The organism is Corallibacter sp. (assembly GCF_048381695.1).
Classification (GTDB): domain Bacteria; phylum Bacteroidota; class Bacteroidia; order Flavobacteriales; family Flavobacteriaceae; genus Corallibacter; species Corallibacter vietnamensis.
Genome location: NZ_JBLXHI010000013.1, coordinates 28,872 through 49,347, shown reverse-complemented (window position 1 = coordinate 49,347; position 20,476 = coordinate 28,872). Strand labels below are relative to the sequence as shown.

Here is a 20,476-nt window from a genome sequence, read left to right as displayed (position 1 = left end):
GGGGATATTGTTGCTACGGCTACAGATGTTACTGATGATGCAGATCCTTGTAATGTGACTATGACTCGTACTTGGACTTTTACAGATGCGTGTAATAATGCTTCGTCTGTTTCTCAAACGATTACTATTCAAGATACTACGGCTCCGGTTGTTACTAATGATTTATCTGATATTTTTGTTACTTGTAGTGAAGTTCCTGAAGCACCAACTTTAGTATTAGATGAGTGCTCTATTGGTGAACCTGAAGTTAACTTTACAGAAACAAGTTCTTTTGATGGCAGTAATAATGATTATGAAATTATTTGGAGTTGGGATATAACAGATAGCTGTGGAAATAGCACAACTGTAGAACAACATGTTTTTGTTTCAATTTTAAATTCTACTTCTGAAGTAAACACTGAAAAATGTTCAAATGATGGATTGGTTGATTTATTTGACTATTATGATGGTACAGATTTAAATGGATCTTGGGAAGTGATTTCTGGGGATGCAACACTTGATGATGGAATTTTTGATCCTTCTTTAGTTGATTTAGGAGACTACACATTTAGCTATACTTCTGCTGAAGGTAATTGCCTTAACACGGTTGAAGTAAACATAAATGTTAACGATGACTGTATTGTATTACCTGCGCCACAACCTTGTAGTAGAGAAAGTATTATCATTTCTAATGCTGTTACTCCAAATGGAGATCAATGGAATGAATTCTTTGAAATAAAAGGTGGTGAAACTTGTGGTTTTGTAAAAGAAATAAAAATATTTAACCGTTGGGGCGCTATGATTTATGAGTCTAAAAACTATACAAACAATTGGAATGGTACTGCTCATAAGTCGTCTGTTGGTAATTCTGATAAAGTACCAAATGGTACATATTATTATATCATAAATCTAAAAAATAGTGGATTTGAACCTATAACTGGTTATTTCTACGTAGGAACCAAATAAATCTTTAACCTATGAAACCTATGAAACATTACATAGTTGTAGTAATTACATGCTTGAGCTTTACTTTTGGTATGGCACAACAATTACCTCAATTTACGCAATATATGTATAATACCATCTCTATAAACCCAGCTTATGCGGGAAGTAGAGAAACATTAAGCATTGTTGGACTGCACAGAAGTCAATGGGTTGGCTTTGATGGTGGACCAAGAACACAAACATTATCAATTCATTCACCTCTTCGTAATGAAAAGATAGGTTTAGGAATGTCTTTTATAAATGATAAACTAGGTGATGAACGCTTTTCTTATCTCTATGCAGATGCTTCTTATACGATTCAAACAGGAGAAAAAACAAAGCTTGCATTTGGTATAAAAGCAGGTTTTACGAGTTACAGCCTAGATGCTGACTTTAGAAATTCTCAAAGTGCTGACCCAAGTATTTACGGTATTGAAGATAGGTGGTCTCCCAATATTGGAGCTGGACTATTCTGGCATTCAAACAAGTGGTATTTAGGATTATCTGTTCCAAGAATTTTAACAAATGACTATAACGAGAGAAGTCCTACTGGACAAGATTATCAAGCGTTAGAGCGCGTTAGCTATTACTTTACTGGAGGTTATGTATTTACTTTAAGTGAAAACACAAAACTTAAACCAGCGTTTTTGGTCAAAGCTACAAATGGAGCACCTTTATCATATGATATTACCGCTAATTTTCTATTCTATGAGAAATTTTGGTTAGGTGGTGGTTATAGAATTAATGAGTCTACTTCTGCCCTAGCTGGTATTGCCGATTTTCAAGTTTCAAAACAACTCCGAATTGGATACGCATATGAATATCCGCTTTCTGAAATTAATGATTACACAGGCGGTACTCATGAAATTCTATTGATGTTTGAAATATTTAAAGCTAAACGTATAAAATCTCCTAGATACTTCTAAAAATACGATCTTATGAAAACAAGAGTAATTTTTACATTAATTGCATTATATAGCTCCTTGATTTTTTCTCAAGAAAAAGTTGCTGATAAATTCTTTGAAAATTATGCTTACCTAAAAGCTGCTGAATTATATCAAGAGGCTGTAAAAAAAGGAAATGATAGTGAGCATGTGCTTACGCGACTTGGAGACTGCTATTACAACAACTCTAACCCTAAACAAGCTGCTGTATGGTACAACAAAGCTTTAGATAAATATGGAAATGATATAAACCCTGAATATATTTATAAGTACATACAAACACAGCGTAGTTTACAAAACTTTACAGAAGCTGATAAATGGTTTGAAAAATTTAAATCAATACAAAATGATGATAGTAGAGCAAAAGAGTTTGAAGAAAGCAATATAGCGCTTTATGAAAAATTGGCATCTACAAGTGGTATGAATACCGTAATTGAAAACCTTTCTATTAACTCAAAATATTCTGACTTTGGTTCTTTTGTTTACGAAAACACATTATACTTTGCTTCATCTAGAAATACTGAAAATGATATTTATAAATGGAATAATGAACCGTATTTAGATATCTTTAAAGGAGAAATAAAGACTACTGAAGATAACGTTAAGCAAATAACAAATGTTACGCCTTTGGCTTTTGATGGCGTTGAGAGAAAAGATATTCATGATGCTAATGCCATTCTTACAAAAGATGGAAAAACCATGTATTTCACAAGAGATAACGTTGGCAAAAGAAATAAACCACAATACGACAAAAAAGGAACAACACACTTAAAAATTTATAAAGCTACACTTGTAGATACTATTTGGTCTAACATTGTAGAACTTCCTTTTAATGATAATGTATTTTCAACTGGTCATCCTGCATTAAGCCCAGACAACAAAACTCTATATTTTGTTTCTGATAGAGATGGAGGTTATGGACAGACAGATATTTATAAAGTTGCTATAAATGACAACGGTTCATATGGAGATCCTGTAAATTTAGGTGATAAAATAAATACTGAAGGACGTGAAGTATTCCCGTTTGTATCTCAAGACAGTACATTATACTTCTCTTCTGATGGATTTTTAAATTTAGGATTACTAGACATATTCAAATCTAACATTATAAAAGATGAAAATGCAGATCCTGAAAACCTTGGAGCTCCTTACAACAGTGGCTATGATGACTTTGCATACTTTATAGACCCAAAAGATAATTCTGGATATTTTTCATCTAATCGTCCAGACGGAAAAGGTAGTGATGACATTTATGGTTTTAACATAACTACATGTAAACAAACCATTTCAGGCGTTGTAAAAAACAATAAAACATTAGAAGTTTTACCAGAAGCAACTGTTCAACTTATAGATGAATCGGGTAAAATTATAGAAGAAATAACAAGTGATAAGGATGGTGCATACTCTTTTGAAGTTGACTGTGATAAAAACTATAAAGTGCTTGCCTTTAAACCAGACTATAAAGATGATTGGAAAGAATTAAAAACTGATAATGAAAATGAAAAAGATAACACTGCTGATTTAAATCTTGTACCGCTTATTAACGATAACGAAATTGTTATTAACCCTATTTTCTTTGATTTTGATAAATGGAATATTAGACCAGACGCAGCTTATGAACTAGAAAATATAGTTTCTGTAATGAGAGCACACCCTGATATGGTAATTAAAATAGAATCACATACTGATAGTCGTGGTAGTGATAAATATAATATGAAATTATCTGACAGACGTGCAAAATCTACAAGAGACTATTTATACACTAGAAATATTGCCAAAGAAAGAATAGAAAGTGCTATAGGATATGGGGAAACACAATTACTTAACAAGTGCTCTAATGGTGTTAAATGTACTAAAGAAGAACACCAGTTAAATAGACGATCTAAATTTATAATCTTAAAGCAATAGTTTTATTATTAACAATAAATGAGTGGTAAGATTTATTTTGATTTAATTATGCTTACACATATTTAAAACCTTCCTAACAATAATCTTATTTACTTAAAAAGCCACTTTTACAAGTGGCTTTTGTGTTATTGTATCCTTACAAAGATGTTTGTGTAATACCAAATCCCATTTTCATCCTTTTTTCCTGTTATTTGAAAATGAGTAAAATTGCCTTCAATGTTTCTTCTATGTCCTGGACTGTTTAGCCAAGCATTTACAAGTGTTTCAGCATCTGAATAGCCGTAAGCAACATTTTCAGCAACAGAAACGGCTCCTGTAAAAGACTCTAAAAAAACCTCTCTATTGATAAAGTTATCATGAGAAACCTTTTTATGATCTATCATATAGTTGGTATGAGAACTTGTTTGTGACTTGATAATGTCCAAACTAGTATCTAATGTTTTCAAACCAATTTCTATTCTGTGATTATTAATTAGTGAGAGAATCTCTGCTTCTATTGGTTTAGACTCTAGAATGGTCACTTGATTCTCAATAAAAGCTTGGTTTATTTCTGTATTTAACTCTTCTGAATCTTGAGAACAAGACATAGTTATGCATACAAAAATTGGCACCCACAAAAGTGAGTGCCACTTATAAGTTAATTTCATTTTAGTTCTATTAGGGACCGCAAAGATACGATTGAACACCTAATAATTCCTTAAAAATGACGTTAATAATTACTTTATTAATCTTTTAATCAATTATCTAACAAAAATATTCGTGTAGTACCAATCTCCATGAGAGTTTTGCTCTGCAGAAATATCAAAATATGCATAATTACCTTCAATATTTTCTCTGTGAGCATCACTATTTATCCAAGCGTTAACTACCGTTTCAGCCGAAGTAAAACCATAAGCAACATTTTCAGAAACGTAACTTGCTCCTGCATTATTAATTAAATAAGCCCTACGTTGGTTAAAATTGTCATGAGAAACATTATTAGTGTTTACCATATACTCTGTATGACTAAAAGCTTGAGATTTAATAATATTTCTCTTATTCAAAGGATTCAACCCTTTTCCTATTCTATAATCATTAATTAAATCTAGAATATCATTTTCAATTGCTTTTGCTTCAGGAGCAACAACATTATCGTTTACAGCTGTTTGGGCTGCTTGATTCATATTATCATCAGAACTATCTGATGAACAAGATACTGATAGTAAAGTAAGAATTACCACTAAAAATAAAATTGTAGGCTTTTTCATTGTTAGGTTGTATTAGATTTGGGATTGTAAATTTAAAACCTAAACCAAAAAACAATGTTAACAAAATGTTAAAATCGACAAAAAACATGTATTTCATCGATTTTAAGTGTTTTTAAACGGTAAAAACTAAAGTAAAACTGTTAAATAGTGTATTTGACCGATTATTTAAGGAGATAATCGATTCTTACCCCAAAAACCCTCACTATCAGCAACATACCTAACTCTATCATGCAGTCTATTAGGCCTTCCTTGCCAAAATTCAATCTCAAAAGGCTTTACAATATAACCTCCCCAAAATTTTGGGCGTTCTATCTCTTTTCCCTCGTATTTCTTTTCTAGTTTATTTAATTCTTCTTCTAAAAAAGCTCTATTAGGTATCACAGAACTCTGTTTTGACACTAAAGCTCCAAGCTGACTACCTCTCGGTCTTGACTCAAAATAACCATCACTTAAATTTTCAGCGATTTTTTCTGCTTTACCTTTAATAATAATTTGACGCTCGGCACCAGCCCAAAAAAAAGATAAACAAACATTTGGGTTATTTTTTATAGCAATTCCTTTTTCACTGTCATAATTCGTAAAAAATATAAAGCCTTCGTAGGTAAACCTTTTCAATAAAACTATCCTACTTTTTGGGAAACCATCTACACCTATTGTTGAAACGGTCATAGCATTTGTTTCATCTTCAGGAAAATTTTTATCTACATCATGAAACCAATTTCTGAATAGTTCCATTGGGTTATCTGGAGAATCTTTTAATGTTAATTCATCTTTACTATAAGATTTTCTGTAATTGCTTAAGTCTGTATTCATTATAAACAAATAGGTAAAAATTAATTTCTTTTTTCTAAAATTTCCTTTCTATCAACAACAATTTAACATAAATTTAGGCAATAAAATATATATAATGAGATTTGAAGACAGTAAATATAGTACCATTTTAGACTACACTAAGGTAAGTTTTTCTTTTGGTTCATTTTACCTTTTAGATAAGTTTATTATATCAGAAATGAAAGAAGGAGTTCATTTTGATTGGGAAAAAATACAACAGGTTATTGCTGTTTTAATAGAACATTATGGGAACACAATAAAAATTGCTCATATCTCTAATAGGATTAACTCTTATTCTATTGAACCACAATTATGGATTAAGTTTAATAAAGATTTTGGCTTTGTTGTAGCCAGTGCTATTGTATCATACAGCGAAATTAACTATGTAAATGCAACTATTGAAAAAAGGTTTTCTGAAAACAGTATAAAAAGATGTCTCAATCTTGATGAGGCAATAAATTGGGTTTTGAACCTTAAAGAATTTAATTAATCTCGATGGTTTTTCCGTCTTTTGCTAATTCTACATCATTAAATACAGATTCGGCTTCGGTTTTGAAGGCTTTTAAGTCATCATAACGCGTTGAATAATGCCCTAATACTAATTTACCTACATTGGCAAGTTTTGCAATAGTAGCTGCTTGTTTTGCTGTACTATGCTTGGTTGGTGCTGCCAAACTTATGTGTTTTTCTAAAAATGTTGATTCATGATATAATAAACTCACATTCTCTATTATAGGAATAATACGTTCGTTATACATGGTATCACTACAAAAAGCATAACTTTTAGGATTTATTGGTGACTTGGTTACTGTTTCATTTTTTATAAGTTCCCCTTTTTCATTAACAACATCAAATCCTTGTTTCAATTTTCTGTAATAAGAGACATCTATGTCAGCATTTAATACTGCATTCATATCTAGTTTTCTCTCTCCTACTTTTTCTTTAAACAAAAATCCGTTTGTATAAATTCTGTGATCTAAAGGAATAGTGTGCACTTCTACTTTATCATCTTCATAAATAAGCTCTGATTCTTTTGAGGTAAGCTCATGAAAAATAAGCTTATAATTTGTCCAAGAATCGGCCAGTTTCATTTGTAATGTTATGACTTCTTTTAATCCTTTAGGGCCGTAAATATGAAGATCGGTTTCTCTTGTAAGCAACCTAAATGTAGATATTAATCCTACTAAACCAAAGTAATGATCACCATGTAAGTGTGAGATAAATATGTGCTTTATCCTAGAAAACTTAACTTTATTTCTGCGTAACTCTACTTGCGTACCTTCTCCGCAATCTATCAAAAACACATGGTTGTTTATTTCTAAAACTTGTGATGTGGGATTAGTATTTGTTCGCGGTGTTGCACTATAGCAGCCTAAAATAGTTAGTTTCATAGTTTAAAACCCTAAATCACGCTCCATTTCTTCCATTTCTATAATATCATAGGCTTCTTGCATAGTTGGTACTACAACCAACTCATCTGGCATTTCATTAAGATTTACTTTGTCAGATACTATGACAAAAGAATGTTTTGCTTTTCTATGAGTATTTGATATTTTAAGAAACTCTATTATTTCTTCTAGAGAAATTGGTTTTAAACTACTTAAATTAACAATAACATTATTGTTTTTGTAGCGTTCATAAAGAACATCTAACTTTTTTACAAGCTCTACAATAGATGCTTTTTCTTGAGTAATAACAGTTGTTGAGCCATTTTGATCTACAATCATAATCTAGTTTTATTACTGTTTAATTTTTGACGCTAATAAATATATTACTGCCATTCTTATAGCTACACCATTTTGAACTTGGTCTAGTATAATAGACTGGCTTGAATCTGCAACATCACTAGTAATTTCAACACCACGATTTATTGGTCCTGGGTGCATAATTGTTATTTCTTTGTCTAGGGAGTCTAACAAAGCTTTATTTACTCCAAATTGTTGTGTATATTCTCTAGATGACGGAAAATAACTTACACTCATACGCTCATTTTGTACACGTAACATATTTGCTACATCACACCAATTGAGAGCTTTTCTTAAATCTGTTTCTACAGTAACTCCTAAAGTATCAATATATTTAGGTATTAAAGTTTTTGGTCCACAAACCATAACATTTGCACCTTGTAACTTTAGAGCAAAAATATTTGATAAGGCTACGCGACTATGGAGTATATCACCAACAATAACAACATTTTTACCAGCTACATCTCCTAATCGTTCACGTATAGAATAAGAATCTAGTAAAGCTTGAGTGGGATGCTCATGAGCACCATCTCCAGCGTTTATAATACTAGCATTAATATGTTTTGACAGAAATACACCAGCTCCAGGATTAGGGTGTCTCATAACAACCATATCTACTTTCATAGATAAGATATTATTTACAGTATCTATTAAAGTTTCTCCTTTTTTTACTGATGACTGTGCTGCTGAAAAATTTATAACATCAGCAGATAATCGCTTTTCAGCTAACTCAAAAGAAAGTTTGGTTCGCGTTGAGTTTTCAAAAAATAAATTTGCAATGGTAATGTCTCGAAGCGAAGGCACTTTTTTTATAGGTCTATTAATCACTTCCTTAAAATGATCTGCTGTTTCAAAAATAAGTTGAATATCTTTTTCGTTAAGATATTTTATGCCTAATAAGTGATCAACACTTAACTCGCTCATAATGCTGTTCTTAATTATTTATTAAATAAACTGAATCTTCTCCGTCATTTTCAACCCAGTTTACCTTAACTTTTTCATTGTTTATTGCATCTACCTGCCTACCTCTGTAATCGGGTTGTATTGGTAAATGCCTACTAAAACGTCTGTCTATTAACGTTAAAAGCTCTATTTCTTGAGGTCTACCAAAAGATTGTATTGCTGTTAAAGCAGCTCTAATACTACGACCTGTATATAATACATCGTCAATAAAAACTACATTTTTATCCTCTACAATAAAATCAATCTGTGTTGTGTTTGCCTCTAGAGTTTTCTCGCCTCTTCTAAAATCATCACGGTAAAACGTAATATCTAAATATCCTAATTTTAAATTCTTGATTTTGTAATCTTCATTTAAAATTTTGGCTAGTCTGTTTGCTAAATATTTGCCTCTAGGCTGAATACCTACTAGTACGGTATTTGTGAATTTATTATGTTTTTCTATGAGCTGACAAGCTAATCTATTAAGAATAATATTGACTTCTTTAGCATTAAGTAATACTTTTTGACTCATAATTTAATCTATCCAAACGTATTTAATTAACAAAGATAGTGCAAAATTTTACATTGGTTGTGCTGTTATTGAAACAAAAACAAAAAAAAGAAGCTATAAAGCTTCTTTTTTAATCAATACTACAGATAGTATCTAAAACAGATATTACTGACTGTAATATTTTCCCCCAAGAACTAATTTAAATTTTAGTAAAACTAAAAAATTAACAGTTTTAATAAATAATTAGCAGTATTTACTAATTATATTTCACATAATCAAAAATAAATATAAATAATCTACAAACAACAAAAAACATTAACATTTTAACAAAAAAAGCCTTCAATTTCTTGAAGGCTTTTAAGTTATGTAGAACAGTTAAAAATTATTTTCCGTCCATTTTATCTTTAAGAGCTTGTAAAGCATCATTAGCATCACCTAAAGTTGGTTTGGCTTCTGCAGCAGCAGCTTGTGCCTTTTTAGCAGCAGCTTTTACATTAGCAGCTTCTTCTTCTCTGAAGATTGCTGTATGAGATGCAACTACACGTTTAAACTCTTTATTAAATTCAATGATTTTGAATTCAGCTTCTTCTCCTTTTTTAAGTTTCTTGCCGTCTTCTTTCTCTAAATGACGTGCTGGTACAAATGCAACGATATCTTCGTTAAATTCAATAGTAGCACCTTTATCTACGATTTCAGAGATTTCAGCTTTATGAACTGTATCTATAGCAAATTCAGCTTCGTACTTATCCCAAGGGTTTTCAGTAGTTTGTTTGTGACCTAAACTTAATTTACGTCCTTCAACATCTAACTCTAATACTACAACGTCTAGCTTATCACCTACGCTACAGAATTCACTTGGATGCTTAATCTTTTTAGTCCAAGATAAATCAGAGATATAAATTAATCCGTCAATACCTTCTTCTAGTTCTACAAATACACCAAAGTTTGTAAAGTTTCTTACTGTTCCTGTATGGTTAGAACCAACTGGATATTTTGTAGTGATATCTGTCCATGGGTCTGGCGTTAATTGCTTAATACCAAGAGACATTTTACGCTCTTCTCTATCTAGAGTTAAGATTTGAGCTTCAACTTCATCTCCTACAGAAACGAAATCTTGAGCTGAACGTAAGTGTGTAGACCATGACATTTCTGATACGTGAATTAATCCTTCAACTCCATCAGCTACTTCAATAAATGCACCGTAATCTGCAATTACAACAACTTTACCTTTTACTTTATCTCCAACTTTTACGTCTTCTCCTAAAGCATCCCAAGGATGTTTGCTTAATTGCTTTAATCCTAATTGGATTCTTGATTTGTTTTCATCAAAATCAAGGATTACAACGTTAAGTTTTTGGTCTAATTCTACGATTTCGTTTGGATGATTAATTCTAGACCAAGAAAGATCTGTAATGTGAATTAATCCGTCAACACCACCAAGATCAATAAATACACCGTAAGATGTGATGTTTTTAACAACACCTTCTAATACTTGACCTTTTTCTAATTGACCAATGATTTCTTTCTTTTGTTCTTCAATATCAGCCTCAATAAGTGCTTTATGAGAAACTACTACGTTTTTGAATTCGTGGTTGATTTTCACAACTTTAAATTCCATAGTTTTATTTACATATTGATCGTAATCTCTAATTGGCTTAACATCAATTTGAGAACCTGGTAAGAATGCTTCAATTCCGAAAACATCTACAATCATACCACCTTTTGTTCTACACTTAACGAAACCATTAACGATTTCACCGCTATCATGAGCAGCATTTACACGATCCCACGCTTTAATTACACGTGCTTTTCTGTGAGATAATACTAATTGTCCTGTTGCATCTTCACGAACGTCAATTAATACTTCTACTTTATCTCCAACTTTTAAATTTGGGTTGTAACGGAATTCGTTTAATGAAATTACACCTTCAGATTTTGCATTGATATCAATGATAGCATCACGATCTGTAATGTGAATTACTTCTCCTTCTACTACTTCATCATCTAAAGTGTCTACGAAATTATCTGCTACTAATTTTTCAAATTCTTTTAATTGAGAATCTTCAACTTCATCAATACCTTCTTGGTAGTTGTGCCAGTTAAACTCTTTTAAGAATTTTTCAGGGTTTGCTTGTGCTTCAGATACTACTGGAGCTTCTGCTTGTTTTGCTTCTGTTGCTTCAACTTCAGCTTGCTTTGCTTTTTCAGCCATTTAATTTAAGTATTCAATGTTATTACGTTATAAATGAGCAAATAACATTGTGATTTGTATTCTGTATGGTTACGGAAGTTTTAAGCGACACACACAGAAGTGTTTATAAAAAATTGTATTTCTTTCCTTTTATAATTCCGACTATTCGCTAAAAGGAGTGCAAAAATACTACTTTTTATTAAAAATACCTAATGTATTATGCTAAAAATTAAAGTTTTACTTATTAGCTTTTAACGCTGTGTTTACAAGTTGAAGAATTTTATCAAATTGTTCTTGAAGTGATAAGTTAGAATTATCAATTTCTATGGCATCACTAGCTTTAACTAATGGTGAGTCTGCTCTGTGAGAATCAATATAATCACGTTCTTTAACATTATGAAGTACCTCATCATACGAGACATTATCACCGCGTTCTGACAACTCTTTAAAACGACGTGTTGCACGAGTTTCGGCAGAGGCTGTCATAAATATTTTAAGCTCGGCTTCAGGAAAAACTACAGTTCCAATATCGCGACCATCCATAACTACGCCTTTATCTTTACCCATTTTTTGCTGTTGCTTTACTAATTGATAACGGACTTCTGGAACAGTAGCAACTTGGCTCACAAATGAAGAAACCTCTAGTGTGCGAACTTCTTTTTCAATATTTATACCGTTTAAGTAAACTTCAGCAAAGCCTAAATTTTCATTAAACTTAAAGCTTATTTGAATATTATGAAGCGAAGTCACTAAAGCTTCTATATCAAAATGAGATTTATCAATATACTTGTTTTGCATAGCAAAATAAGTAACAGCACGATACATAGCTCCTGTGTCAACATAAATATAACCTAACTGTTTGGCTATTTGTTTGGCAACAGTACTTTTTCCTGTGGAAGAAAATCCATCTATGGCTATGGTTATTTTTTGCATTTATCGTAAGTCTAATTGTAATCCGAAGAAGTTGGCGTTACTTGCGCTTGTATATCTTGCGTGTGTAAAACTAAAGCGCATTTTGTTAATTTTTAATCCAACACCTACTGAAATTCCTGAAAAATTACGTTGCTCAACAATACGAAGCTCTTCTGATCTTCTAAAGTTATAGCCTAATCTAATATTAAAGCCTTTATCAGGAAAAAGCTCTGCTCCTAGTATTGTATGCCTTAATACATTATTAAAAAAGCCTACTTTTTCTTGTGTTTGATTACCTTCTAAATCTGTTTCTGCTCTAGCAGGATTTGATACACCAATTGGCCATTCTTGTAAGTTTTCAAACGTTAAGTGCCAACGTAAAGGAATATGCTCTAATGTTTGCGACATTCCAAAAGCAACTTCAAAAGGCAATGGCTCATTTTGGCCTGCATAAGTGGTTATCTGTATTCCGGCATTTCTAACTACAAGTGTTGCTTGAAATTCAATATCTTCATCAATATATATAAGTCCTGCATCTACAGCTGCTCCAAACGATGTATACTGCTCTAGTTTGGAAGTTATTAACTTAACATTACCTCCTATGTAAAAATCTGAATATCCTATTTGTTTTGCATAACCAAATGATAATGATGCTTCGTTTCCTGAAAAAGAGTTTGTGGCGTTACCTTGCTCATCATAACCTTCAAAACTACCGTAGTTTATATAAGTTACTCCCATATGGTATGTTTGCACACGTCTATCCCAAGTATAAGCATAAGCTGCTGTACCATAATTGATACCTCCTAAATAACTTGAATAGTTTATTGCTAACTGGTTATCCATTTCAACATTTATTGTTGACGGATTGGTTAATGCTTGAGTAACATCATAATCTACGTTGGTAAATACTTTACCTCCTAGCGCAGCTTGACGCGGTGAACTTACCAAATTAAGAAACTGGTATGTTGATTCTCCTCCTACTTGTGCAAATGCTGTAGCAGAAATTAGAATACAAAATAGCTTGGTAATGTTCTTTATCATAGAGTACACAAAGTAACTAAATCTATCTTAAAACGGTTGCAATTATAATTTATTTTTAAGTTATAAAAAAACCTCGAAAATAATTTCGAGGTTTTAATCTATGTAATGCTACTTTTTATAGTTTTTTGGCATCTTTTACCTTTTGATTTGTGAGTGCTAACTTAATAACATCTCTCATATCTGACACATAATGAAAGGTTAACCCTTTTAAATATTCTGGTTTAATTTCATCAATATCTCGTTTATTATCTTCACAAAGTAAAATTTCTTTTATGCGTGCTCGTTTTGCTGCAAGAATTTTTTCCTTAATTCCTCCAACTGGTAATACTTTACCTCGTAATGTTATTTCACCAGTCATTGCAATGTTTTTCTTGACTTTACGCTGCGTAAATAATGATACTAACGATGTAAGCATAGTAACTCCCGCACTAGGCCCATCTTTTGGAGTTGCACCTTCAGGCACATGAATGTGTACATTATACTTATCAAAAACTTCTGGGTTTATGCCAAACTCATCTGCATTTGCTTTAATATATTCCATCGCAATAGTAGCGGACTCTTTCATTACCTTACCTAGGTTTCCTGTAATACTTAAGCTACCTTTTCCTTTAGATAAGATTGATTCGATAAACAATATATCACCTCCAACACGTGTCCAAGCCAAACCTGTAACAACTCCAGCAACATCATTGTTTTCATATTTGTCACGCTCCATTTTTGGACTACCAAGAACCTCAACAATATCATCGTTTGTTACTTTAATATTATAAGTTTCTTCCATAGCAATATTTTTTGCTGCATAACGCACCATTTTTGCTATTTGTTTTTCTAGACCACGAACACCAGATTCTCTTGTATAACCTTCAACTATTTTTTCTAATTGAGGTTTTGCTATTTTTAAAGCCTTATCATCCAAACCATGTTCTTCTAATTGTTTTGGTAATAAATGACGCTTTGCTATTTCTACTTTTTCTTCAATTGTATAGCCAGTAACATTTATAATTTCCATTCTATCTCTTAAGGCAGGCTGAATGGTATTTAAACTGTTTGATGTTGCAATGAACATGACTTTTGATAAATCAAACCCCATTTCAAGGAAATTATCATAAAATTCACTGTTTTGCTCCGGATCTAAAACCTCTAACATTGCAGATGAAGGATCTCCTTGGTGAGAGTTTGATAATTTATCTATTTCATCTAAAACAAATACAGGGTTTGATGTTCCTGCTTTTTTAAGACTCTGAATAATACGTCCTGGCATAGCTCCTATGTATGTTTTTCTATGCCCGCGTATTTCAGCTTCGTCACGTAAACCTCCTAAAGAAATACGCACATACTCTCGCCCTAATGCTTCTGCTATAGATTTTCCTAATGATGTTTTACCAACGCCTGGAGGTCCATATAAACAAAGAATTGGTGATTTCATATCATTACGTAATTTCAATACTGCCAAGTACTCAATAATACGACGCTTTACATCATCTAAACCGTAATGGTCTTTATCTAAAATACGTTTAGCGCGTTTTAAATCGAATTTATCTTTGCTGAATTCATTCCAAGGTAAATCAAGGAATAAGTCTAGATAATTACGCTGTATAGAATATTCTGCAACTTGCGGATTCATACGTTGCATTTTGGCTATTTCTTTATCAAAATGCTTCTTTACTTTGTCATCCCACTTCTTGCTCTTGGCACGTTCTTTCATTTCTTCCAACTCTTCATCATAGCTTACTCCACCAAGTTCTTCTTGAATGGTTTTCATTTGTTGATGTAGAAAATACTCTCGCTGCTGCTGATTCATATCACTTTGAACTTTGGACTGAATATCATTTTTAAGTTCCAATTTTTGAAACTCTATATTCATATACTTTAAAGTCTCTAAAGCACGTTCCTTAAGGTCATTTGTTTCAAGTAATCTTTGCTTTTCTTGAACAGACAAGTTCATATTTGATGATACAAAGTTTATCAAGAAAGAATCACTTTGGATATTTTTTATAGCAAAAGAAGCTTCACTAGGAATGTTTGGGCTATCCTGTATAATTTGTAATGCTAAATCTTTTATAGATTCTATAATAGCATTAAACTCTTTACTTTGACTTGCTGGTTTTGCCTCAGGAACTTCACGAATAGTCGCATTCATGTAAGGCTCTTCAGTAATTACCTCGGCTACATTAAAGCGCTTTTTACCTTGAATAATAACGGTTGTATTACCATCTGGCATTTTTAAAACTCGCAATATTCTAGCTACAGTACCTGCTTCATGAATATCTTTTGCTGTAGGGTTTTCTATTGCTTCATCTTTTTGAGCAACAACACCTATTACTTTGCTTCCTTTGTTTGCGTCGTTTATCAATTTTATTGACTTATCACGACCTGCTGTAATAGGAATTACAACACCTGGAAACAATACGGTATTTCTTAATGAAAGAATTGGCAAGGTAGCAGGCAATTCTTCATTGTTTATTTCTTCTTCGTCTTCAGGAGTCATTAACGGAATTAACTCTGAATTTTCATCAAATTCCTGTAGTGACAAACTGTCAAGACTTAAAAAACTAGTTTTCTTCATAAATATATTTAGGTCATTCTGTCATTAATTCAGCTTAAAATCTGAATATAACATACTTTCTTAAGTTTAATTAAATTTAACAACGATTTGATTTACAAGTATTTAACAAAAACCAAATCATGTGTTACATTTATAAAGGGTCAATTAATATGCCATGATTTGAAAAAGAAATAAAACTTTTTTTTCAAAAAACTGTAACAAACGTTTTATACCTTCATCTTTATAATAACAATATGTTTTAATTGACACTAACCAACCAAAATATCGAGCAGCTTGTAGCGCTTTGTAAAACGAATAACCAGTTTGCGCAATTGGAGATTTATAATAGGTATTACAAAGCCATGTATAATGTCGCATTCAGAATAGTAAAAGATTCTTATGAGGCTGAAGATATTATGCAGGATGCTTTTTTATCAGCTTTTACAAAGCTTGATAGCTTAAATGATACAGTGACTTTTGGTGCTTGGTTAAAACGCATTGTTGTTAATAAAAGTATTTATCATTTCAATAAAAATAATAAATACCAAAACGTTCCTTTTGATGATGTTGCTTTTAAAATGGAAGATGATAATCAAGGTATTTCTAGTGATTTTAATTATACCAACTTAAAAGCTAAAGCAGTTTTAGAGACCATGAATTCTTTAAAAGATAGTTATAGAATTGCTTTAACCTTACATCTAATAGATGGATACGATTATGAAGAAATTAGTGATATTTTGAATGTTTCTTATGCAAATTGCCGCACAACAATATCAAGAGCAAAAGCTAGCTTGAGAGACAAATTACAACCTTTGGCTGAACAATAAAAAGTTTGATTATGGATAATAATTTAGAAAACTTATTTGATCGCTTAAAACCCGATTTTGATACAGAGTTACCTAGCGAAAATCATGCAAAACGTTTTGCTCAAAAACTTAATGCGCAACATGACACTCGTACAGTTAACCGTTCTTTCTCTGTAAAAAAAATATGGAAACCTTTAGTTGGTATTGCCGCTACTGTAGCACTCATAGTAACATTTTTTATTACAAACAATCAAGAAACGATCACAAACGATTTAGCAAGTGTATCACCTGAAATGGCTGAAACTGAAAGCTTTTTTACATCAACCATTACTGTTGAACTAAAAAAACTAAACCAAGCCGCAGATGCAGACACGCAAATACTAATCAAAGATGTTATGATACAAATGCGCAAACTTGAAAATGATTATGAAAACCTTAAATCAGATTTAGGACAAAGTGGTAACGATCAACGAGTAATCTATGCGATGATTACCAATTTTCAAAATAGAATTGATCTTCTTCAAAACGCTCTTAAACAAATAGAATTAGTTAAACAATTAAAAAACGTTTCAAATGAAAACACCAATACTATATAAAATTCTTTTTCTCCTAATATGGATGCCTACAATGGTTCAAGCATCAAGCTTATCTCCTATCAAAGAGAAACACACAAAAGAAAAAACAATAAAAAAATCTTTTAATGTTAATCCTAATGCTACATTCAATGTAACGAATCGCTATGGAAACATAAATGTTATTACTTGGAATGAAAACCGTATTGACATTGAAGTTTCAATAAAAGTTGAAGGAAACAACGAAGATAGACTAATCAGTAAACTAAACCAGCTAGATGTTGCGTTTCAGGCAGCACCAAATAAAGTTTCAGCCATTACGTCTTTTGACGGAAATAGTTATGATACCTCTTGGTGGAATAAAAGAGTAAGTAGCAATATAAAAATGGAAATTAACTATGTTGTAAAAATACCTATTACAAACAACGTGCAGCTGTTTAATGACTATGGAAATATTACTCTTGATAAACTTGAAGGTAATGCGCTAATAAAATGTGACTACGGAAAAATCACTACTAAAGAGCTAATGGGAAACAAAAATGAGTTACGCTTTGATTACACAAAAGATTGCTATTTTGAATACATAAAAACAGGAACTATTGATGCTGATTACAGTAGCTTTACAGTTGCAAAAACAAACGACATTTCTATAAAAGCTGATTACACAAGTTCGCACATTGAAACCGCTGAAGACATAATCTACAATTGTGATTACGGCTCAATGAAAATTGACAGAGCCAACAATATAGATGGCCAAGGCGATTATCTTACACTCATTGTAGGCGATGTTTATAAAAACGTTTCAATAGATGCTGATTATGGCTCTATTAAAATAGATAGACTAAAAGAAAACACTGAAAATGTAACTATAAAATCTGACTACACAGGTATTAAAATAGGTTACGAACCTAGCTTCAATTTTCAATTTGATATAACTTTAGAGTATGCTTCTTTAAGCGGCGATAATGATTTTAATTTCTCTAAAAAACATATTGAATCTAGAAGCAAATATTACGCAGGATATCACGGTAACACAAACACCAATGGCAAAGTAACCATAGATTCTGACTACGGAAGTGTAACTTTTCATAAAAACTAATCATTAATCAAGAAAAAACGAATATTATGAAACCATCTCAAAAACAAACAATCTTATTATTTACCTTTTTATTATGCATTACTAGTATATTCTCGCAACGCGTAAAAGGTAACGGAAAAATGACAACCGTAACAAGAACAACGGCCAGTTACGACGGTGTTTACTGTGGCGGATTTATGGATTTTGAATTGGTAAAAGGCAAAGAAGGATCTATAATAATAGAAGGTGAAGAAAACTTAATAGATTACATAATTACTGAAGTAAAAGACAACAAGCTTATAGTTAAAACTAAAAAGAATGTGAATTTAAAAACTTCAATAAATAAAAGTATTAAAATCACAATTCCTTTTGAAGAGATTAATTTAGTTTCACTAACAGGATCTGGAGATTTATGGACTAAAGATGTTTTAGACGTTAGCGACTTAAAAGTGTCCTTAACAGGTTCTGGTGATATTAACTTAACCTCAAAAAACAAAACACTTGAAAGCCACTTAACAGGCTCTGGAGATATTATTTTTAAAGGAAGTACTAAAAATTTAAAAGTTATGATATCTGGCTCTGGTGATGTCAATGCTTCAAAGCTAATTTCAGATAATACTGTAGTAGCTATTTCTGGTTCAGGAGATGTTAGTGTTGTCAGTAATGAATCTCTAAAAGCTCATGTTTCTGGTTCTGGAGATATAGAGTATTCTGGAAACCCTAAAAAAGAAGAAACCAAAGTTGCAGGTTCAGGAAGCATTAGTAAACGATAATCTCATAATACTTAATAAAAAAAAGCCACTCAAAAACTGAGTGGCTTTTTTATATCTATAGATTTAATTTTTAATCTGCTTTTTGCCAAACTGATGTGCTTATAACATAAAGAATTATTCTAGTTTTTGTTGTTTTAACACTCTAAAAAGCAAAACAACACCAACTAAAAAGAACGTTACCAGGAACAATATAGAGTTTCGCATGCTTCCTGTAATTTGGTCAATTGTAGCAAATATGCCCATTCCTATTACGATTCCTATTTTTTCAGCAACATCATAAAAACTAAAATATGATGTTGTGTCTTCGGTTTCTGGCAAAAATTTTGAATATGTAGATCTCGCCAAACTCTGAATACCTCCCATTACTAACCCTACACAACTTGCTGCAATATAAAATTGCACTGGGGTTTCCATAAAATATGCGTAAATGCATAAAAACATCCAGATAAAATTAACAACAATCAATGTTTTTATATTTCCAAATTTAGAAGACGCTCTTGATGTTATTACTGCTCCTATTATAGCTAGTAACTGTATCACCAAAATACTCACTATTAAGCCTTGTGTTTTAGCATCTGCATCTCCCCAAGCAATTTCTTCTTCTCCAAAATATACAGCAACAAGCATGATAGTTTGTACAGCCATACTAAACACAAAAAACGCAATTAAATAGCGCTTAAGTCTTAAATCTTGCTTTAGGGCAAACCATACTTGTTTAAGCTCCTTCAACCCATTAAATAGTACGTTTTTAGTAACCTTTTGTCCAGATGAAGCTCCTTTGGGCAACACATAAAACGTGTATTGACTGAATAAAATCCACCAAACACCAACCATGACAAATGACCAACGCATCATAAGCATTTTGTCCGCTCCATTCTCTTGACTCATTACCATCCCAAGATTAATAAGTAATAAGATAACACTCCCTACGTAACCTAAAGAAAATCCTTTGGCACTAATACGATCTTGCTGTTCAGGAAAAGCAATATCAGGTAAGTAAGAGTTGTAAAAAACCAAACTTCCCCAATAACCTATAAGTCCCATAAAGTAAAACAGTAAACTTAAGTGAATATTCTCTAAACTAAACCAATATAAACCAATACAGCCTAAACCACCGGTGTAACAAAAAAACTTCATAAACGCTTTTTTATTACCTACATAATCTGCTATTCCGGAAAGTATTGGAGATAAAATAGATACTACCAAAAAAGTAAAAGCTGTTACAAAAGTAATTAAAGCAGTACTCTTAAACTCGAAACCAAATGCTGTGACCTGTTTTATTTCAGAAATAAAAAGTGCCGAATAAAATATTGGAAATATTGAAGACGCAATGGTTAAAGTATAAACCGAGTTTGCCCAATCATAAAATGCCCATGCATTTAATAATTTTTTACTTCCTTTTTGAAGTGTTGCCATAGTTTTAAAAATAAAAAAGCTGTTCCAAAAATATAAGAACAGCTTTTAAAA

General features: G+C 31.8%; 20 protein-coding genes. 8 read left to right on the top strand and 12 right to left on the bottom strand.

Going from position 1 to position 20,476, the window contains the following annotated elements:
* From ACN5J3_RS13335 to ACN5J3_RS13325, 3 genes are all read left to right on the top strand, one after another.
* Positions 1-945, top strand: a 945-nt coding sequence (locus ACN5J3_RS13335) for a gliding motility-associated C-terminal domain-containing protein (RefSeq protein ID WP_418512066.1), incomplete at its 5' end; no start/stop codon positions are given.
* 11 nt (positions 946-956) lie between these two features.
* A complete protein-coding gene (locus ACN5J3_RS13330; RefSeq protein ID WP_418512065.1) occupies positions 957-1,889 on the top strand; it encodes a type IX secretion system membrane protein PorP/SprF in 933 nt (310 codons plus the stop codon).
* Between the two features lie 12 nt (positions 1,890-1,901).
* Entirely contained in the window at positions 1,902-3,815 is a 1,914-nt protein-coding gene (locus ACN5J3_RS13325) for an OmpA family protein (RefSeq protein ID WP_418512064.1), read from the top strand.
* Between the two features lie 125 nt (positions 3,816-3,940).
* On the opposite strand, the gene ACN5J3_RS13320 is transcribed toward ACN5J3_RS13325, so the two are convergent.
* From ACN5J3_RS13320 to pdxH, 3 genes are all read right to left on the bottom strand, one after another.
* Positions 3,941-4,462 (bottom strand): CAP domain-containing protein, encoded by a 522-nt coding sequence (locus ACN5J3_RS13320; RefSeq protein WP_418512063.1) that lies wholly within the window; start codon positions 4,460-4,462, stop codon positions 3,941-3,943.
* Between the two features lie 93 nt (positions 4,463-4,555).
* Positions 4,556-5,062 carry a CAP domain-containing protein gene (locus ACN5J3_RS13315; RefSeq protein WP_418510263.1) on the bottom strand — a complete coding sequence of 169 codons (507 nt, stop codon included), beginning with the start codon at positions 5,060-5,062 and terminating at the stop codon, positions 4,556-4,558.
* Between the two features lie 165 nt (positions 5,063-5,227).
* Entirely contained in the window at positions 5,228-5,875 is a 648-nt protein-coding gene (pdxH, locus tag ACN5J3_RS13310; RefSeq protein ID WP_418512062.1) for a pyridoxamine 5'-phosphate oxidase, read from the bottom strand.
* A 94-nt stretch (positions 5,876-5,969) separates the two neighbouring features.
* Between pdxH and ACN5J3_RS13305 the strand changes: the two genes are divergently transcribed.
* The gene (locus ACN5J3_RS13305; RefSeq protein WP_418512061.1) at positions 5,970-6,383 is read left to right on the top strand and encodes a hypothetical protein; all 414 of its coding nucleotides are present in this window, start codon (positions 5,970-5,972) and stop codon (positions 6,381-6,383) included.
* On the opposite strand, the gene ACN5J3_RS13300 is transcribed toward ACN5J3_RS13305, so the two are convergent.
* The 8 genes from ACN5J3_RS13300 to lon form a co-directional block, all read right to left on the bottom strand.
* A complete protein-coding gene (locus tag ACN5J3_RS13300; RefSeq protein WP_418512060.1) occupies positions 6,376-7,284 on the bottom strand; it encodes a ribonuclease Z in 909 nt (302 codons plus the stop codon). The genes ACN5J3_RS13305 and ACN5J3_RS13300 overlap by 8 nt on opposite strands.
* 3 nt (positions 7,285-7,287) lie before the next feature.
* Entirely contained in the window at positions 7,288-7,620 is a 333-nt protein-coding gene (locus tag ACN5J3_RS13295) for a ribonuclease Z (RefSeq protein WP_344731054.1), read from the bottom strand.
* A gap of 12 nt (positions 7,621-7,632) precedes the next feature.
* Positions 7,633-8,562: an aspartate carbamoyltransferase catalytic subunit gene (locus ACN5J3_RS13290; protein ID WP_417291605.1), complete on the bottom strand. Its 930-nt coding sequence runs from the start codon at positions 8,560-8,562 to the stop codon at positions 7,633-7,635.
* 10 nt (positions 8,563-8,572) lie between these two features.
* Positions 8,573-9,112 (bottom strand): bifunctional pyr operon transcriptional regulator/uracil phosphoribosyltransferase PyrR, encoded by a 540-nt coding sequence (pyrR, locus tag ACN5J3_RS13285; protein ID WP_344731051.1) that lies wholly within the window; start codon positions 9,110-9,112, stop codon positions 8,573-8,575.
* Positions 9,113-9,473: 361 nt separating this feature from the next.
* Positions 9,474-11,303 (bottom strand): 30S ribosomal protein S1, encoded by a 1,830-nt coding sequence (rpsA, locus tag ACN5J3_RS13280; RefSeq protein ID WP_344731050.1) that lies wholly within the window; start codon positions 11,301-11,303, stop codon positions 9,474-9,476.
* 216 nt (positions 11,304-11,519) lie between these two features.
* The gene (cmk, locus tag ACN5J3_RS13275) at positions 11,520-12,215 is read right to left on the bottom strand and encodes a (d)CMP kinase (RefSeq protein WP_417291604.1); all 696 of its coding nucleotides are present in this window, start codon (positions 12,213-12,215) and stop codon (positions 11,520-11,522) included.
* Positions 12,216-13,235, bottom strand: coding sequence for a type IX secretion system protein PorQ (gene porQ, locus ACN5J3_RS13270; RefSeq protein ID WP_417291603.1), 1,020 nt, complete (start codon positions 13,233-13,235; stop codon positions 12,216-12,218).
* A 115-nt stretch (positions 13,236-13,350) separates the two neighbouring features.
* On the bottom strand, positions 13,351-15,801 hold the full coding sequence (gene lon, locus ACN5J3_RS13265; RefSeq protein ID WP_418512059.1) for an endopeptidase La: 2,451 nt from the start codon (positions 15,799-15,801) through the stop codon (positions 13,351-13,353).
* A gap of 242 nt (positions 15,802-16,043) precedes the next feature.
* Between lon and ACN5J3_RS13260 the strand changes: the two genes are divergently transcribed.
* The 4 genes from ACN5J3_RS13260 to ACN5J3_RS13245 are packed head-to-tail and all read left to right on the top strand — an operon-like array spanning position 16,044 to position 19,009.
* Positions 16,044-16,607, top strand: coding sequence for an RNA polymerase sigma factor (locus ACN5J3_RS13260; protein ID WP_418512058.1), 564 nt, complete (start codon positions 16,044-16,046; stop codon positions 16,605-16,607).
* 11 nt (positions 16,608-16,618) lie between these two features.
* Positions 16,619-17,182, top strand: coding sequence for a hypothetical protein (locus ACN5J3_RS13255; protein ID WP_418512057.1), 564 nt, complete (start codon positions 16,619-16,621; stop codon positions 17,180-17,182).
* Positions 17,160-18,257, top strand: coding sequence for a hypothetical protein (locus ACN5J3_RS13250; protein ID WP_418512056.1), 1,098 nt, complete (start codon positions 17,160-17,162; stop codon positions 18,255-18,257). The genes ACN5J3_RS13255 and ACN5J3_RS13250 overlap by 23 nt, the downstream gene beginning before the upstream one ends.
* Before the next feature lie 26 nt (positions 18,258-18,283).
* Positions 18,284-19,009, top strand: a complete 726-nt coding sequence (locus ACN5J3_RS13245; RefSeq protein ID WP_418510254.1) for a head GIN domain-containing protein — start codon at positions 18,284-18,286, stop codon at positions 19,007-19,009.
* 114 nt (positions 19,010-19,123) lie between these two features.
* Here ACN5J3_RS13245 and ACN5J3_RS13240 read toward each other — a convergent pair whose 3' ends face one another.
* Complete coding sequence (locus tag ACN5J3_RS13240) at positions 19,124-20,425, bottom strand: MFS transporter (RefSeq protein ID WP_418512055.1); 1,302 nt, start codon at positions 20,423-20,425, stop codon at positions 19,124-19,126.
* Positions 20,426-20,476 lie beyond the last annotated feature (51 nt).